The sequence below is a fragment of the Sphingobium amiense genome, assembly GCF_003967075.1.
Classification (GTDB): Bacteria; Pseudomonadota; Alphaproteobacteria; order Sphingomonadales; family Sphingomonadaceae; genus Sphingobium; species Sphingobium amiense.
Genome location: NZ_AP018664.1, coordinates 1 through 15728, shown reverse-complemented (window position 1 = coordinate 15728; position 15728 = coordinate 1). Strand labels below are relative to the sequence as shown.

The following is a 15728-nucleotide window of genomic DNA, read 5'->3' as shown; positions in this document are numbered from 1 at the left end:
CGCGATTCAGGCGACCGCCGGTTCGAGCAGCCGGATCGTGCCCGCGCCCGCGTCCAGTTCGGCCTCCACGCCCAGCGGCAGGCTATACTGATTGGCGACATGGCCGAACTGGCCGCCCTGAAAGGCAGGGATGCCGAGCGGTTCCAGATGCTGCTGCAGCACCTCCGACAGGGTGAAGCCGCCATAGCTGGGGCCGCCGGGACCGCAGTCGGTGCACTGGCCGAAGACGACGCCCTTCACCCTGCCGAGGATTCCGGCGAGGGCGAGTTGGGTCAGCATGCGGTCGATGCGGTAGGGCTGTTCGCTCACATCCTCGATGAAGAGGATCGCGCCGGTGAAGTCGGGAAGATAAGGCGTGCCGACCAGCGCGGCGAGCACAGTGAGGTTGCCGCCCAGCAGCCGCCCGCGCGCCACGCCGGGGCGGAAGGTGCGGATGCGCCCGACGCGCTGCACCAGCCGGTCTTCATGGCCGAGCGGGTTGGTGAGCGTCGGCGTCGCGCCATCGAAAGCGACGGCGCGGAAGGCATCCCAGCTATAGCTGCCCCAGCTTGCCGAGGCATTGGGACCGTGGATGGTGGTGAAACCCGCCTTCGCCGCGAAGGCGAGGTGCAGCGCGGTGATGTCCGAAAAACCGACCAGCAGCTTGGGAGTGCGGCGGATCGCGGCGTAATCGAGCAGGGGCAGGATGCGGGCGCAGCCCCAGCCGCCGCGCACCGCGAAGACGGCGCGGACGTCCGGGTCGGCATAGACCGCGTTCACGTCTGCCGCCCGTTCCGCATCGGTGCCGGCGAGATAGCCCGACCGGCTGCCCAGATGCGGCGCGGCCTTGGGTTTCAGGCCCATGGCGACGACGGTTTCTTTCACGAGATCGAGGTCGAAGGCATCGTCGACGAAGCCTGCCGGAGCGATGATGCCGATTGTGTCCCCGACCCGGAGGCGGGGTGGCTTCACCGGCGGAGCGGCGCGGGCGGGTGCGGCCGCCGTCGCCGCCAGCGCGCCCATGCCCGCCATCCATCCGCGCCGGTCCACGCGCATCAGTAGGGACTCCCGTCCCTGTGGCGATACTGGCCGTCCGACCAGAGCATGTCGATGTCGCTATAGTGGCAGTCCGCCGCCGGGGGGCGGCCCACCGCGACGAACAGGCAGTTCTCCGCGCTTTCGTTCAGCAGATGATGGCCGTTCGCCTCGCCCTTGGGAAAGGCGGCGATGTCGCCTGCGCGCAGGAGCGTGCGGCCTTCATCCTCCACCAGCACAGCCTCACCCGCCAGCATCACGACCAGTTCGTCCTCATCCTCATGCCAGTGGCGATGGGACGATGCCGCGCCGGGTTTCAGCAGCACATGGCTGACCCCGAAATCGGCGAGGCCGCTGACCGGGCCGAGCCTGCGCACCCGGCGCCCCGCGACCATGGCGGCATGTTCCGCCGGGTAGCCGGTGGTTTCGGTCTGCGCGATCGTTTCAAGGTCTATGCGAGGCATGGCGGCCTTCTCCTTCTGGCGCTGGTCAAGACCCGGACCTTTCGCTAACCCGCGACGATGACCATGACCAGCACCAATGACGACGCCGTGGCCCTTGCCGAGGCGCTGATGGCCTGCCCTTCGGTGACGCCCGCGACCGGAGACGTGTTCGCCGCGCTGGAAACGATGCTGCTGCCATTGGGTTTCACGGTCGACCGCTTCGTTGTCGGGGAAGCGCCGGACGGGCCGGTCGAGAATCTGCTCGCATGGCGGACGACGGGCGCGGGGCCGCATTTCGCCTTTGCCGGGCATCTGGACGTGGTGCCGCCGGGGACGGGATGGACCAGCGATCCGTTCGTGCCGGTGCGGCGCGGTGACCTGCTCCACGGGCGGGGCGCGGTGGACATGAAGGGGGCGATCGCCGCCTTCGTCGCGGCGCTGCGCCAGTTGCCTGATGACCTGCCGGGTACGATCAGCCTCATCATCACGGGCGACGAGGAAGGTCCGGCGACCTATGGCACGCTGGCGCTGATGGACCGGATGGCGGCGCACGGGATGCGGCCGGACCTCTGCCTCGTCGGCGAACCCACATCCTCGGCGCGGCTGGGCGATGTGGTGAAGATCGGGCGGCGCGGGTCGGTCAATATGTGGATCGCAGTCGAAGGCAGCCAGGGCCATGTCGCCTATCCGCACCTTGCCGACAATCCGATTCCCAGGCTGGTGCGCATCCTGACGGCCATCGAGGCGGAGGTGCTGGACGAAGGGACCGACTGGTTTCAGCCCAGCAATATCGAGATCACCGATCTGGAGGTCGGCAATCCGGCGCATAATGTCATTCCTGGCAGGGCGAGCGCGCGCATCTCTATCCGGTTCAACGACCGGCATAGCGGCGAGTCGCTGATCGAGCGCATCCGCGCCATCGCCGGGCCGCTGGGCGGCGCCGTCACCGCGAAGATCAGCGGCGAGGCGTTCCTGACCCAGCCCGGCGCGCTCAGCGACCTCGTCCGCGGGGCGATCCGCGAAGTGACGGGCGTGGAGACCGAACTGTCGACCACGGGCGGCACGTCCGACGCGCGCTTCCTGTCACGACTGTGCCCGGTGGTGGAATTCGGCCTGTGCAACGCGACGATGCACAAGCTGGACGAAGCGGTGGCGGTGGAGGATCTGCGCGACCTTGCCCGCATCTATGCGCTGGTGGTCGAACGGGCGCTGCGCGGCTGAAAAGGCGACAGCGACGCGCCACCGCTGCGAGGGTCGAAGTTCACACCGTTGGTGATGGCGGAAAACCGGCCTTTTGCGGGCGCAAAGCGCCTCGCAGGCGCCTTCGACGCGCCTGTGAAGCGACGGTAACGCGCCGCCGAAGCGACAGGGACGCGCCACCGACGCGACAGGTTTTTTGAGGGGGCGATCGCAGCAGGCACATTGCCGCAGCAGAGCCCGGTGGACCGGGCGTAGGAAAGCGGCCTATCCGGCGTCGCGCGCCGCGTCCGCATCGGGCGCGGCATAGCGGGCGAGATAGGCGTCCTCGTTCATCGGACGGGCGAGATGATAGCCCTGAAACAGGGTGCAGCCGAGCACGCGCAGCATGTCCATCTGCGCCTGGCTCTCCACGCCTTCGACAACGACCTGCAATCCCAGCCCCTGAATGAGGCCGACGACCGCCGAACAGATGGTGCGCGCCTGCGCCGAAGTGACGATGTCGCGGACGAGGCTGTGGTCGATCTTCACCCGGTCGACGGGCAGTTCCTTGAGCCGGGCGAGGTTGGAATAGCCGGTGCCGAAATCGTCGATGGCGACCGCGACGCCATCGGCGCGCAACGCCGCAAGCTGGTCCAGCACGCGCGGCTCCATGTCCATCGCGAGCGATTCGGTGATTTCCAGTTCCAGCATCGCGGGCGGCGCGCCCTGCGCGGCCATGGCGTGACGCAGGCGCAGGAAGAAGTCGGGCTGCCCCAGTTCGCGGGCGCTGACATTGATGGCGATGCGATGGTCCATGCCCGCTTCGGCCCAGCGCGCGGCGGTTTCGCAGACGCGGCCCATGACCCAGTCGCCCAGCGCGACGATGGCGCCGCTTTCCTCGGCCAGCGGAACGAAGGCGGGCGGCAGGACCAGATCGCGCTCCGGATGCGCCCAGCGCACGAGCGCTTCGGCGGCGACGGCGCGGCCCGTCAGCGCATCGACCTGCGGCTGAAACTCCAGCAGGAACTCGTCGCGTTGCAGCCCCATGAGCAGGTCGCGTTCAAGCTCGGCACGGTCCTGCGCTTCGAGCGCCAGCGCGTCGGTGTAGATTTCCGCGCGCCCGCGCCCTTCGCGCTTGGCATGATACATGGCGATGTCTGCGGCGCGCAGCAGGCTGCTGAGCGTGTCGCCATGGATCGGATAGATGGCGATGCCGATCGACGCGCCAAGCTCGACATGCTGGCTGCCAAGGTCGAACCGCTCGCCGAGCGCGAACTGCACCGCGCGGGCGATGCGCTGCGCCGCCGCCGGGCCGGTGAGCGCGGGGAAGAACATGGTGAACTCGTCACCCGCGAGGCGGCCGATGATGGCGTCGCCCCCGCCGGTGCTAACCTGCGCCATCACGACTTCGCGCAGACGCCCGGCGACCCTGCCGAGAAGCTGGTCGCCCGCCGCGTGCCCAAGCGTGTCGTTGACGCCCTTGAACCCGTCGAGGTCGATGAAGAACAGGGTCGGTTCGCCGTTGCCGTCATGATCGGCGAGCGCGCGTTCCACCTGCCGGCAGAAGCTGGTGCGGTTGGCGAGGCCGGTGATCTGGTCGAACAGGGCGAGCGCCTGCACATGGTCGAGATTGGTGCGCACCTGACTGAACAGGCTGTCCATCGCAACCGACAGGTCGGGCAGTTCGCGGCCGATGTCAGGGACGAGCGGCGTGTCGAGATCGCCATGGGCAGCAGACAGGAGCCGTTCGGTCGCCGCGTCGATGGCGCTGGCGGTGGTGGCGACGGTGCGTCGCGCCGACGCCCAGCTCATCGTGCCGCACAGGATGGCGATGACGAGCGACTGGCCGATATGCGCGACATCGTCCACCTCACCCTGCGCATAGCCCAGGATCAGCGAAAGAATGAACACCACCGCGCCCGCTGCGCAGGCGAAAGCCGTGGCGCGGCTTGTCAAAGTCACCCCCTGCATTCGTCTCCAGCCCGCTCATAGCTCCGATACGGAGCATCGACCGGACGCTTATGACGGCGACAGGTTAAGAAAGGATCAGCATCGGTGGAAACGGCGCGGCTTTATTTGCGGCGGCGCAGGATGAGGTAGAGTGCGCCGTCGCCGCCATGGCGCGGATGGGCGATGCGCACGCTGGCGATGCGGTCGGCAAAGGGGCTGGTTTCGAGCCAGTGGCCGATCTCCGCCCGGATCGCGCCGCGCTGGGGCGGGTCGTTCAACCCCTTTGTTTTGGGGGGCTTTCCCGTCACCACCAACAGCACGCGCACGTCCCGCGCCACCGCATCGCCCAGCGCCTGATGCAGCCGCGCATGGGCCATGGCGAGCGTGTGGCCGTGCAGGTCGATGCTCATGTCGGGGCTGACCGCGCCGCTACGGATGCGGCGTTCCCACCCGGTGTCGAGCACGGCGGCGGGGGTGCGCGCAGGGGGCGCGGAGGCGGCGGGAGCGACCGGTTTCGTTAACCATGATGCCGGGAGCGCGGTCGACGGAGCGGGCGTTTCGACCGGCGCGGGCGGAGCGGCGCGGCGGACGCGATGCATCGGACGCACGGTGCGGGACAGCGCCTGCCACAGCGCCTCCTCCTCCGGGGACAGGCGCCGCCGTGCCATGGATCAGGGCTGCGCCGCCGCCGACAGGCGGGCCGCGGTGCCGATGGGCAGCAGCAGGAGCGCGCTGCCCCGCCCCGACATGCCGCCAGCGATGGCGCGCGCGCGGTCGCCCGCGCCCCAGAAGCTGTCGAAGCGGTTCGCGCCCTTGATCGCGCCGCCAGTGTCCTGCGCGATCCAGATGCCGTTGGGTTCGGCGCGGTCGAGGCTGAGCAGCACCGGCGCGCCCAGCGGCACGAACTTGGGGTCGGCGGCGACCGTCGCTTCGGGCGTGACGGCGACGCCCATCGCGCCGACCGGGCCTGCGCCGGTCAGTTCGCGGAAGAAGACGAAGCTCCTGTTTTCGTTCATGATCGCCGCGCCATCGGCGGGGTTGGCGCGCAGATAGGCCATGATGTCCTGCATCGACCCGGCCTGGATGAGGCCGCGATCCTTCATCAGCTTGCCGATGCCGGTATAGTCGCGCCCGTTCTGCCCGTCATAGCCGATGCGCATGACGCCGCCGTCCGGCAGCCGCAGCCGTCCCGAACCCTGCACCTGAAGGAAGAAGAACTCGACCGGATCGGCGGCATAGGCGAGTTCGAGGCCGCGCCCGGCGAGCGATCCGGCGACGATCTGCGCGCGCTCGTCATAGGGGACAAATTTCGTGTCCTGCACCTTGCCGCGGATCGACCTGCCTTTCAGGCTGTCGCTGAACTGGCCGAGGTCCACGTCGATGAGGTCGGAAGGGCGGCGATAGATGGGCACGTCATAGCCGGGCTGGCGGGTGCGCGATCCGGCGATTTCCGGTTCATAATAGCCGGTGACGAACGCCTTGCCGTCGCCCACCTGCACCGCTTCGAAATAGCGGGAGAAAAACTCGCTCGCCGATGCGTCGGGCCAGCTCGACGCGGCGGCGCAGGCGTTGTTCCAGTCCGACCCCTGCGTGAGGCCGCTCTGGTCGGTGCGGCGCATGAGCGAGGGGCAGGACAGGCGAAAGGCGGCGAGCGCGAGGCGCGACCGTTCGCCCGATGGAATGAGACTGGCGATGTCGGGGCCGCGCATGATGCCGATGCCCGCCGCCGTGCCGGTGTCGGGCGCGGGCTGCGCGGGCGGCTGCACGGGCAGGGTCCGGCGTGGGGTGGCGGGAACGGGCTGCGCCGCCTGTTCCGAAGCGCGGGGAGGACGGGCGGGCGCGGGGCCGCCCTTCGACGGCGGGATGACGCCGCCTGCGCAGGCCGACAGCAACAGCGCCGCCAGCAGCGCGCCCCCCGACTGCCGCAAGCCCATGGCGCGATCAGACCTCGTCGGTTTCGCTGAGCTTCCAGTTGGGGTCCGCGCTGCGGATGTCGCGGGTGAAGGTCCAGATGTCGCGCGTGCCGACCGCGTCGGTCAGCGATCCGGCGACGACATTGCCGTCCCTGTCGCGGGTGACGGCGGCGATGTCAGCCTCGAACCGCAGGGCGACCTCAGCGATCCGGTCGCGCAGCGAGACTTCGACGATCTGCGCCTTTTCGATGCGGACGAGACGGTTGTCGAGGACATGGCCCTCAGCCTCGCGCGCGGCGATGGCTTCTTCGAACGAGGCCTGCACTTCAGGATCGCACAGCCAGGCCAGTTCCTCGCGGTCGCCGCGCCAGAAGGCTTCGAGCACCATCTTGTAGGCGCTTTTCGCACCTTCCACGAACTGCGGCACGTCGAAGCTGCGGTCGGCGGCGATCAGGGCGCGCACGCCATTTTCCGCGCCGGGGGCAATGAAGCCTTCGATCAGGCGCACCGATTCGCCGCTGCCCTGACTGGTCGGGCCGGGTTGCAGCACCGTCACCTTCGCGCGGTCCTCCGCCGGGCGCATGACCGGCTCCTGCTCATGCCCCGTGCGCTTGCCGAGCACGGAATAGAGCCGCAGCGCCAGAAAACCGGCGATCAGGGCAAGGATGACGATCACGTACACGGAAGACTATACCCTTTGTTCGGGACGATGTTCCACGCAACATAGGCATGTTTGCGCGATACTTCAAATAGGCTTGGGCGGGGCCACGGGCATTGCTCCGCCCCGTCCCCCCTGCTAAGCGCGCGGGTCATCGCATTTCGACGGGGACGAAGGGTCTCCGGGCAGCAGGGAAAGTCAAGGACGAGCATGGCCGACGCAACGGACCACATCACCACCACTATCGGCAACGGCGCGGACAATGCGCCGCAGATCGCGCTCATCAGCCAATATGTGAAAGACCTGTCGTTCGAAAACCCGAATGCGCCCGCCGTCTACCAGTGGCAGGACCAGCCGCAGATCGACGTGCAGTTCAATATCGGCGCCGACAAGGTGGGCGAGGAAGTGCTGGAAGTCTCGCTCAAGGTCGAGGTGAAGGCCACCGCGCCGCAGGGCACCGCCTTTGCCGTCGAGCTGGTCTATGCCGCGATCTTCGGCATGCGCAACGTGCCCGAGGATCAGGTCCAGCCCTTCATGCTGGCGGAAGCGCCGCGCCTCATCTTCCCCTTCGCCCGCCGGGTGCTGGCCGACGCGATCCGCGACGGCGGCTTCCCGCCGCTGCTGCTCGACCCGATCGACTTCGGCGCGCTCTACCTCCAGCAGGCGCAGCAGATGGAAACGACCGCGGGCGAGCCGGCCGGTCACGCCTGATTGACGACGATGGCGCCTTACATCCGAAAGCCCCTCCCCTTCAGGGGAGGGGTTGGGGTGGGGGCCATCCCCGCAATGCCGTGCGTGAGGCGATCCCCCACCCCCGCCCCCTCCCCTGAAGGGGAGGGGAGAAGAAGGTGAAACTCGTCCGCGCCCTTGGGTCGGTCGGCGGGCTGACGCTGGCGAGCCGCATCCTTGCGCTGGTGCGCGATTCGCTGGCGGCGCGCTATGTCGGCGCGGGCTTTGCGTCGGACGCATTCAATGGCGTCGCCTTCCGCCTGCCCAACATGTTCCGCGCGCTCTTTGCGGAAGGGGCCTTCTCCGCCGCCTTCATCCCGCTGTTCAACCGCAAGGCGGCGGGCGAGGGCGGATTGCCCGCCGGTTATGATTTCGCCCAGCGGGCGCTCGCCGTGCTGCTTCCGGTGCTGATCCTCTTCACCGGCATCCTGATCGCGGCGGCATGGCCGATCACCTGGGCGCTTTCGGGCGGCTTTTCGCGGCAGAATCCGACGCCGGAGCAATTCGCCTTCGCGGTCATGCTCTCGCGCATCACCCTGCCCTATCTGGCGCTCATCAGCCTTGCTTCGCTGCTGGGCGGCATCCTCAATTCGCTCGACAAATTCTGGGTCAATGCCGCTGCGCCGATCCTGCTCAATCTCAGCATGATCGCGGGGCTGTGGCTGTTCCATGGGGCCGACGAATATGAGACAGCGCGGGTGCAGGCGATTTCGGTGACGGTGGGCGGCGCGCTGCAGCTCGCGTGGCTGATGCTCGCCTGCCGCCGGGCGGGCGTGTCGCTGAAGCTGCGGCGGCCGAAATTCGACGCGGACGTGAAGGAGCTTCTGCGCCTGATCGTCCCCGCCGCCGCCGGGGCCGGTGCGTCGCAGATCAACCTGCTGATTTCGACCGCCCTGTCGGGCTGGCTGCTGGCGTCGGGGTCGATCACCTATATCTATTATGCCGACCGCCTGAACCAGTTGCCGCTGGGCCTGATCGGCATCGGCCTTGGCACCATCCTCCTCCCCACCGTGTCGCGGATGCTGTCCAGGGGGCAGGAGGCCGAGGCGATGGAGACGCAGAACCGGGGTATCGAACTCGCCCTGTTCCTGACGCTGCCCGCGACCGTCGCCTTCCTGACCGTGGCCGAACCGATCGTGCGTGGGCTGTTCCAATATGGCCGCTTCACCGCCGAGGATGCGATGCGGTGCGGGTGGGCGCTGTCCGCTTTCTCCATCGGCCTGCCATCCTATGTGCTCGTGAAGGTGCTGACGCCCGGCTATTATGCGCGCGGCGACACGAAGACGCCGGTGCGCTATGCGATGCTGTCCATCCTCGTGAACATCGTCGGCAATATCGCGATGATCCCGACATTGGGGCATATCGGGCCGCCGCTGGCGACCGCGCTCGCCTCCACGATCAATGTCGCGATGCTGTATCGCACGCTGGTGAAGCGGGGGCATTTCCACGCGGACGCGGGGTTGCGCCGGCGGCTGCCGAGGCTGGCGGTCGCCGCGATCCTGATGGGCGCGGCGCTGCTGGCGGGGGAGCATCTGCTCGATCCGTGGCTCACCGGCGCGATGGTCCAGCGCTACGTCGCGCTCTGCCTGCTTGTCGGCGCGGGCGTTGCGCTATACGGGCTGGCGAGCGTGGCGGTGGGCGCCTATCGCCTGTCCGACATCAAGGCGCTCATCCGCCGCAAGTCTGCAACCTGAACACAGCAACGGATCACACCCATGCGCGTCCTTTCCGGCATCCAGCCGACCGGCAACCTGCACCTTGGCAATTATCTGGGCGCGATCCGCAACTGGGTGCGGATGCAGGACGAGATGACCGGCGATGCGCAGTGCTTCTTCTTCCTCGCCGACATGCATTCGATCACCGTGCATGAGGGGCGCGAGGCCCGCATCCGCAACGTGCGCGACATGGCCGCAGCCTTGGTCGCCGCGGGAATCGATCCGGACCGCAGCGTGCTGTTCAATCAGGCGCGGGTGCCCGCCCATGCCGAACTCTGCTGGCTGCTCAATGGCACGGCGCGGATCGGCTGGCTCAACCGCATGACCCAGTTCAAGGACAAGGCGGGCAAGGACCGCGAGGGCGCTTCGGTCGGCCTGTTTGTCTACCCGGTGCTGCAGGCGGCTGACATCCTCGTCTACAACGCCACCCATGTGCCGGTGGGCGAGGACCAGAAGCAGCATCTGGAACTGGCGCGCGACATTGCGGCGAAGTTCAACACCGATTTCGGCGTGGACCTCTTCACCCTGCCCGATCCCATCATCCCCAGGGAATCGGCGCGGATCATGTCCTTGCGCGACGGCACGGCGAAGATGTCGAAGTCCGACCCCAGCGACATGAGCCGCATCAACCTGACCGACGACGACGACGCCGTCATGGCGAAGGTGCGCAAGGCCAAGACCGATCCCGAGCCGCTGCCTGAAACAGCGGAAGGGCTGGCCGGACGACCCGAAGCGGGCAATCTGATCGGCATTTTCGCCACCCTGTCCGGCACGACGGCCGACGCCGTGTGCGCCGATTTCGCGGGCAAGGGTTTCGGCGCGTTCAAGCCTGCGCTCGGCGAACTGCTGGTCGAAACGCTGCGCCCGATCCGTGAGCGGTTTATGGAGCTGCGCACCGACGACGCCGCGCTCGACGCGATCCTCGACAAGGGGGCCGCGAAGGCGGCGGCGGCGGCCGAGCCGACGCTGAAGGCCGCCTATGATGCGATGGGCCTGATGCGCTGAGGCCGGATCGACATTCAGCCCTGACGGCCTGCAAATGGCGGCTCGGCACGCCAGCATCTGAATGACGACCCGTCCTATCTCCATACGGGAAGCGGGCCGCCGCGCCGTCCTTGTTGTGACGGAACATGGTTTTGCGCCCATCTGACGGCTTCGCGCGTTCAAACGATGTTCAGTTGCGTTTTGCTATGGCAGGGCGCAGGAAGATCAACAGGCGCTTCGCCTGATACAGGACGTGATGACAATGACCCGTAACAAGACATTCGGTCTGATCGCAGCGCCCATGCTGGCGCTGACGGCGCTGTCGGGATGCGCCACCGGATTCAAGGCCGACGTTGCCCGGTTTCAGCAGCTTCCCGCGCCGCAGGGCCAGACTTTCACCGTGGTCGCGGACGATCCGCGCCTCGCGGGCGGTCTGGAATTCTCGCATTATGCCGATCTGGTCGGGGCGCGCCTGTCGCAGACCGGCTATGTTCCCGCGAGCGACCCGGCCCGCGCCGACCTGATCGTGCGTGTCGCCTATGATGTCGACAATGGCCGTGAAAAGGTGCGTTCGAGCGGCTTTGCCGGCGGCGGATGGGGTCCGGGCTGGGGACCGGGCTGGGGCGGACGCTTCGGCTATGGCGGCTATTGGGGCCGTCCGTGGGGCTATGGCTTCTACGATCCGTGGCTGTTCGGCGGCAGCGGCTTCAACGACGTGTCGAGCTATACCGTCTATACCAGCGACCTGAGCCTGAAGATCGACCGCGCGGCGGACAATCGCCGCCTGTTCGAAGGCAAGGCGCAGGCGCAGTCGCTGTCGAACAAGCTCACCTATCTGGTGCCGAACCTGATCGACGTTATGTTCACCAACTTCCCCGGTCAGAACGGGGAAAGCGTCAAGATCACGCTGCCGCCCGAAAAGAAGGGCTGACGGCGAATCGAACAGGGAGAGGGTCTGCTGCGCGAGGGCGCGGCGGACCCTTTTTCATGCCCCGCCTAGAAACTGGCGGCGAGCGCCAGCGATGCGACATGGTCGTTGCTGTCCGGAGCGCCGGGGCGAAAGCCGTGCTGGTGCAGATAGCCGATCTCGACCGCGATCCGCTTCGACAGGGGCGTCGTGATCGCAACGAGATTGCGCATCCGCTCCTCACCCCGCACGCGCTGGAAATTGCTCCTGTTGAGGTCGATAAAACTTTCGTGGCTGAGGACCAGCGCGGTGCGGCCGCTCTTGTCGAGCGGCAGGCTGTATTTGACATAGGGGCGCACGCGCCATGCCGTGCCGTCGACCCCGTCACGCCAGCGCTCCTCCGTGCGGAGCCGGGCGCTGAGCCGCCCCGGACCGATCCTGACGATATTGTCGAACGTCACCTGCTGCCGCCCGCGATGCTCCATCACGGCGAAGTTCCCGCCATCATAGTTGGGATCGTGGGTGTAGCCCGCCCACAGCGTGACCTTGTCCGCCACCCTGTAGCCCAGCAGCAGATTGACCTCGATTTCATACAGGCCGTCGCGGTCGTCGCTGAAGCGGGCGACGCTTTCACCCGAGACGCGCCATTTGTCGCTCAGCCGCACCACCGCGGCGCTTGTCAGCCAGATCTGGCTGTCCTCCGACGCGCGGGCTGCGGTGACGGGCAGCAGGGCGATGAGGGGAGACAGATATTTCCAGCCGGTACGCATGATCCCCCTCTCCGCCCCCATCCGGTCGATTGCCGGAATGTGACAGTTTGATGACATATGTTTCCACACGCCGCTAGTCGCCGCCGCCGGGGGATGCAATGATCTTGTGCACATCATCCCGCTTTCTGGAGGCTTCCGCTTTCTCCCTATGCCCATGCCCGTGCAGCCGATAGCGTGACGCCCGTGACCAAGCACAGCGGAGCGAAGCATCCATGTCCCTGACCGTCCGCATCCTTCTGGCGCTGGTGGCGGGGCTTGGCTGCGGGATCGCGCTCGCCGAATGGGGCGGCGCATGGGAGGCGCAGGCCGTGGCGGTGGCGCAGCCGGTGGGCAAGGCGTGGCTGGGCGGGCTTCAGATGCCGCTCGTCCCGCTGATCTTCGCGCTGCTGGTGACGGGCATCGCGCAAGCGGCGGCGACCGCGCGCAGCAACGGCATGGCCGGGCGCGCCATCGGCCTGTTCGCGCTGCTGCTGACGGCGGCGGCGGGCGTCGCGGCGCTGGCCGGGCCGGTGATGCTGCGGCTCTGGCCCGTGCCACCCGGCGCGGTCGGCGCTCTCGCGGGCGCAGCGCCGGTCGCCGAAGTGCCAGATGTGCGTCCGTCCGCCGAGTGGTTGCTGGGTTTCATCCCGGTCAATCCGATTCGGGCGGCGAGCGAGGGGCAGGTCGTCGCGGTGGTCCTGTTCGCGCTCGTCTTCGGCTTTGCGGTGACGCGGATCGGGGCGGAGCGGCGCGCGATGCTGACCGGCTTCTTCGAGGCGCTGGCCGACGCGCTGCTGGTGGTGGTGCGATGGGTGCTTTGGCTCGCGCCCCTTGGCGTGTTTGCGCTGGCGCTGGTGGCGGGCGCGCGGTCGGGGCTGGCGACGGCGGGCGCGCTGCTTCACTATATCGGATTCATCGTCGCGCTGTGCCTGATCGTCACGCTGCTGCTCTATCCGATGGTGGCGGGCGCGGGGCGCATCGGCCTGCTCCGGTTTGCCAGAGCGGCGCTCCCGGCGCAGGCCATCGCCTTTTCGACGCAAAGCTCCATCGCGTCGCTGCCCGCGATGATCGAGGCGAGCGACGGGCCGTTGCAGGTGCGCGAAACGAGCCGCAGCATCGTGCTGCCGCTCGCCATTTCGCTGTTCCGCATCACCAGCCCGACCGCGAATCTGGGCGTCGCCATCTATGTGGCGGCGATGAACGGGGTGCCGCTGGGGGCCGTACAACTGGTGCTGGGGGTTGGCGTCGCGGCGATCGTCAGCCTGGCGGCAGTGGGGCTGCCGAGCCAGATCACCTTCTTCACGACGACCGGTCCCATCTGCCTCGCCATGGGCGTGCCGGTCGAGGCGCTGCCGCTGCTGCTGGCGGTGGAGACCGTGCCCGACATTTTCCGCACCGTGGGCAACGTCACCGCCGACATGGGCGTGACGCGCATCCTCGACGTCAGGGAAGGCGGCGCGCGGTGAGAATTTTTACCGGGGCTTCGAGCATCTGACCCTTCATCACCCCATCGCCCATCGTCGGCGATTTGGGTTCGGCGAGGATCGCCTTCACCACGTCCATGCCCTCGACCACATGGGCGAAGACGGCAAAGCCCTGATTGTCGCCCGCCGCTTCCGGATGAGCATCCATCGCTGGCATCTTGCCCAAGACTATGAAAAAGTCCCCGGTCGCGCTGCCCGGCGCATAGCGGGCCATCGACAGCGCGCCATCGTCGTGGGTGAGGCCGGTCTGCGTCGTCGGTTCATGCGCGATGGGAGGCAGGATGCGCCTGGGATCATTCTGCGTTCCCGCCTGCACGAAGCCGTAATCGGGCGCGCCGACGCCACGATAGAAGGCGATGCCGTCGAAGCGCTTCTGATCGACATATCTGAGGAAATTGGCGGCGGTGACGGGCGCCTTGCCCAGATGGACCGCCACGACGATCCGCCCCCTGTCCGTTTCCAGCGCGACGCGCACGTCGCCGGTAGCCGGGCCGGGCGCAGGCACCTGCGCAGCGGCGGGCGTCAGGGACAGGAGCGCAAGGAGCAGGAACAGGGCGGAGCGAATCATGGGGCAAGCCTAGCCCGGCCCCGTGCCCGCGTCAGCCCTCCAGCTGGCGGAGCAGCGCGCGCACGTCGGCGTCGATTTCGGGATTGCTCTCGCGCAGCGCTTCGATGGTGCGGACGGCGTGGATCACCGTGCTGTGATCGCGCCCGCCGAAGATGCGGCCGATCTCGGGCAGCGAGCGGGGTGTCATCTTCTTGGCGAGATACATGGCGACCTGACGGGGGCGGGCGACGGCGCGGGCGCGGCGCTTGGAGCGCATTTCGGCCGGGTCGATCCTGTAATGGGCGGCGCAGGCCTTCTGGATTTCGTCCACCGTGATGCGGCGGGCATTGGCGCGCACCGCGTCGGCCAGCATCTGCTGCGCGAAGTCGAGGTCGATGGCGCGGCCGGTGAGCTGGCCATAGGCGACCAGCTTGTTGAACGCGCCTTCCAGCTCGCGCACGTTCGAGCGGATCGAACGGGCGAGGAAGTCGATGACGGCGTCGGGCACCGGCGGGTCGCCGGCCACCATCCGCTTGGCCTCCAGAATCGCCAACCGCAGGTCGAGCGCGGCGGGCTGGATGTCGGCGACGAGGCCGCCCGCGAGGCGCGAGAGGATGCGCGCGTCGATCCCGTCGAGAAGCTGCGGCGCGCGGTCGGCGGTGACGACGATGCGCGCGCCGGTGTCGATGAGGTCGTTGACCGTGTGGAGAAATTCCTCCTGCGTCGATCCCTTGCCCGCGATGAACTGGATGTCGTCGATCAGCAGCAGCCGCGCCGCGCGCAGCCGCGCCTTGAACGCCATGGTTTCGTTGGCGCGCATCGCGTTCACGAACTCCATCATGAAGCGTTCGGCGGACATGTAGAGGACGGGCGCTGCGGGGCTGTGCGCGCTGAAATCGGCGGCGATGGCGTGGAGCAGGTGCGTCTTGCCCTGCCCGGTGCCGCCATGGATGAAGAGCGGGGTGAAGCGCGGCTGGGCCTGCGCGCCCATCGCCTGCGCGGCGGAGAAAGCGAGACGGTTGGTATCGCCGACGACGAAATCGGCAAAGCCGTGGCGCGGCTGGAAATTGGAGGCGGCGACGACCGGCGCGGGTGCGGCGGCGGGCTTTTCGACATGGACGACTTCCAGCAGCCGCGGTCCCGCCGTGTCGGGCGCCCGGCGCACCCGCACTTCGCGCACCGCCACGCCAGCCGTGCGCCACGCCATGCGCAGCCGGTCGCCGAACTGGCCAGACACGAAGTTCGCGCTGAAGTCGCTGGCGACCAGCAGATCGAGCGTCTGCGATTCGGGGCAATAGTCGCCGAGGCGGACGGGTTTCAGCCACTGGTCGAACATGCGCGCGCCCACATCGCGGCGCAGGCCCGCGCGGATGCCGGCCCAGGCGGATTCGAGGGCGTCGTCCGCCTGAATCGTCTGCCCCTCCTGCCAAGCCACCACGCGCACCCCATCCTTCAT

15 protein-coding genes are annotated in these 15728 nt (G+C 68.0%); 6 read left to right on the top strand and 9 right to left on the bottom strand.

Annotation, left to right across the window (positions count from 1 at the left end):
• Positions 1-6: 6 nt before the first annotated feature.
• Positions 7-1035, bottom strand: a complete 1029-nt coding sequence (locus SAMIE_RS00080) for a S66 peptidase family protein (protein WP_126516685.1) — start codon at positions 1033-1035, stop codon at positions 7-9.
• Positions 1035-1478 (bottom strand): cupin domain-containing protein, encoded by a 444-nt coding sequence (locus tag SAMIE_RS00075; RefSeq protein ID WP_066703699.1) that lies wholly within the window; start codon positions 1476-1478, stop codon positions 1035-1037. Before SAMIE_RS00075 ends, SAMIE_RS00080 begins: the two co-directional genes overlap by 1 nt.
• A gap of 57 nt (positions 1479-1535) precedes the next feature.
• Between SAMIE_RS00075 and dapE the strand changes: the two genes are divergently transcribed.
• Positions 1536-2678, top strand: a complete 1143-nt coding sequence (dapE, locus tag SAMIE_RS00070) for a succinyl-diaminopimelate desuccinylase (protein ID WP_066703702.1) — start codon at positions 1536-1538, stop codon at positions 2676-2678.
• A 243-nt stretch (positions 2679-2921) separates the two neighbouring features.
• Here dapE and SAMIE_RS00065 read toward each other — a convergent pair whose 3' ends face one another.
• From SAMIE_RS00065 to SAMIE_RS00050, 4 genes are all read right to left on the bottom strand, one after another.
• Complete coding sequence (locus SAMIE_RS00065) at positions 2922-4607, bottom strand: putative bifunctional diguanylate cyclase/phosphodiesterase (protein ID WP_066703705.1); 1686 nt, start codon at positions 4605-4607, stop codon at positions 2922-2924.
• Between the two features lie 101 nt (positions 4608-4708).
• On the bottom strand, positions 4709-5254 hold the full coding sequence (locus SAMIE_RS00060) for a Smr/MutS family protein (protein WP_066703708.1): 546 nt from the start codon (positions 5252-5254) through the stop codon (positions 4709-4711).
• A gap of 3 nt (positions 5255-5257) precedes the next feature.
• Positions 5258-6520: a murein transglycosylase A gene (mltA, locus tag SAMIE_RS00055; protein WP_066703711.1), complete on the bottom strand. Its 1263-nt coding sequence runs from the start codon at positions 6518-6520 to the stop codon at positions 5258-5260.
• Positions 6521-6527: 7 nt separating this feature from the next.
• Complete coding sequence (locus SAMIE_RS00050; RefSeq protein WP_066703714.1) at positions 6528-7181, bottom strand: Tim44/TimA family putative adaptor protein; 654 nt, start codon at positions 7179-7181, stop codon at positions 6528-6530.
• Between the two features lie 186 nt (positions 7182-7367).
• Between SAMIE_RS00050 and secB the strand changes: the two genes are divergently transcribed.
• The 4 genes from secB to SAMIE_RS00025 all read left to right on the top strand — a co-directional run bounded on the left by secB (position 7368) and on the right by SAMIE_RS00025 (position 11516).
• Positions 7368-7868, top strand: a complete 501-nt coding sequence (gene secB, locus SAMIE_RS00045) for a protein-export chaperone SecB (protein WP_066703717.1) — start codon at positions 7368-7370, stop codon at positions 7866-7868.
• A 137-nt stretch (positions 7869-8005) separates the two neighbouring features.
• Complete coding sequence (gene murJ / locus SAMIE_RS00035; RefSeq protein ID WP_066696737.1) at positions 8006-9580, top strand: murein biosynthesis integral membrane protein MurJ; 1575 nt, start codon at positions 8006-8008, stop codon at positions 9578-9580.
• Between the two features lie 21 nt (positions 9581-9601).
• Positions 9602-10606: a tryptophan--tRNA ligase gene (gene trpS, locus SAMIE_RS00030; protein WP_066696734.1), complete on the top strand. Its 1005-nt coding sequence runs from the start codon at positions 9602-9604 to the stop codon at positions 10604-10606.
• A 241-nt stretch (positions 10607-10847) separates the two neighbouring features.
• Positions 10848-11516, top strand: a complete 669-nt coding sequence (locus SAMIE_RS00025; RefSeq protein ID WP_066696889.1) for a DUF4136 domain-containing protein — start codon at positions 10848-10850, stop codon at positions 11514-11516.
• A 65-nt stretch (positions 11517-11581) separates the two neighbouring features.
• On the opposite strand, the gene SAMIE_RS00020 is transcribed toward SAMIE_RS00025, so the two are convergent.
• Positions 11582-12262 (bottom strand): DUF2490 domain-containing protein, encoded by a 681-nt coding sequence (locus SAMIE_RS00020; RefSeq protein WP_066696732.1) that lies wholly within the window; start codon positions 12260-12262, stop codon positions 11582-11584.
• Positions 12263-12474: 212 nt separating this feature from the next.
• Here SAMIE_RS00020 and SAMIE_RS00015 point away from each other — a divergent pair, with 212 nt between their 5' ends.
• On the top strand, positions 12475-13707 hold the full coding sequence (locus SAMIE_RS00015) for a dicarboxylate/amino acid:cation symporter (protein ID WP_066696730.1): 1233 nt from the start codon (positions 12475-12477) through the stop codon (positions 13705-13707).
• Here the strand turns inward: SAMIE_RS00015 and SAMIE_RS00010 are convergent.
• Both SAMIE_RS00010 and dnaA read right to left on the bottom strand, forming a co-directional pair.
• Entirely contained in the window at positions 13685-14293 is a 609-nt protein-coding gene (locus SAMIE_RS00010; protein WP_066696728.1) for a peptidylprolyl isomerase, read from the bottom strand. The genes SAMIE_RS00015 and SAMIE_RS00010 overlap by 23 nt on opposite strands.
• Positions 14294-14324: 31 nt before the next feature.
• Positions 14325-15728: a chromosomal replication initiator protein DnaA gene (gene dnaA / locus SAMIE_RS00005; RefSeq protein WP_066696725.1), complete on the bottom strand. Its 1404-nt coding sequence runs from the start codon at positions 15726-15728 to the stop codon at positions 14325-14327.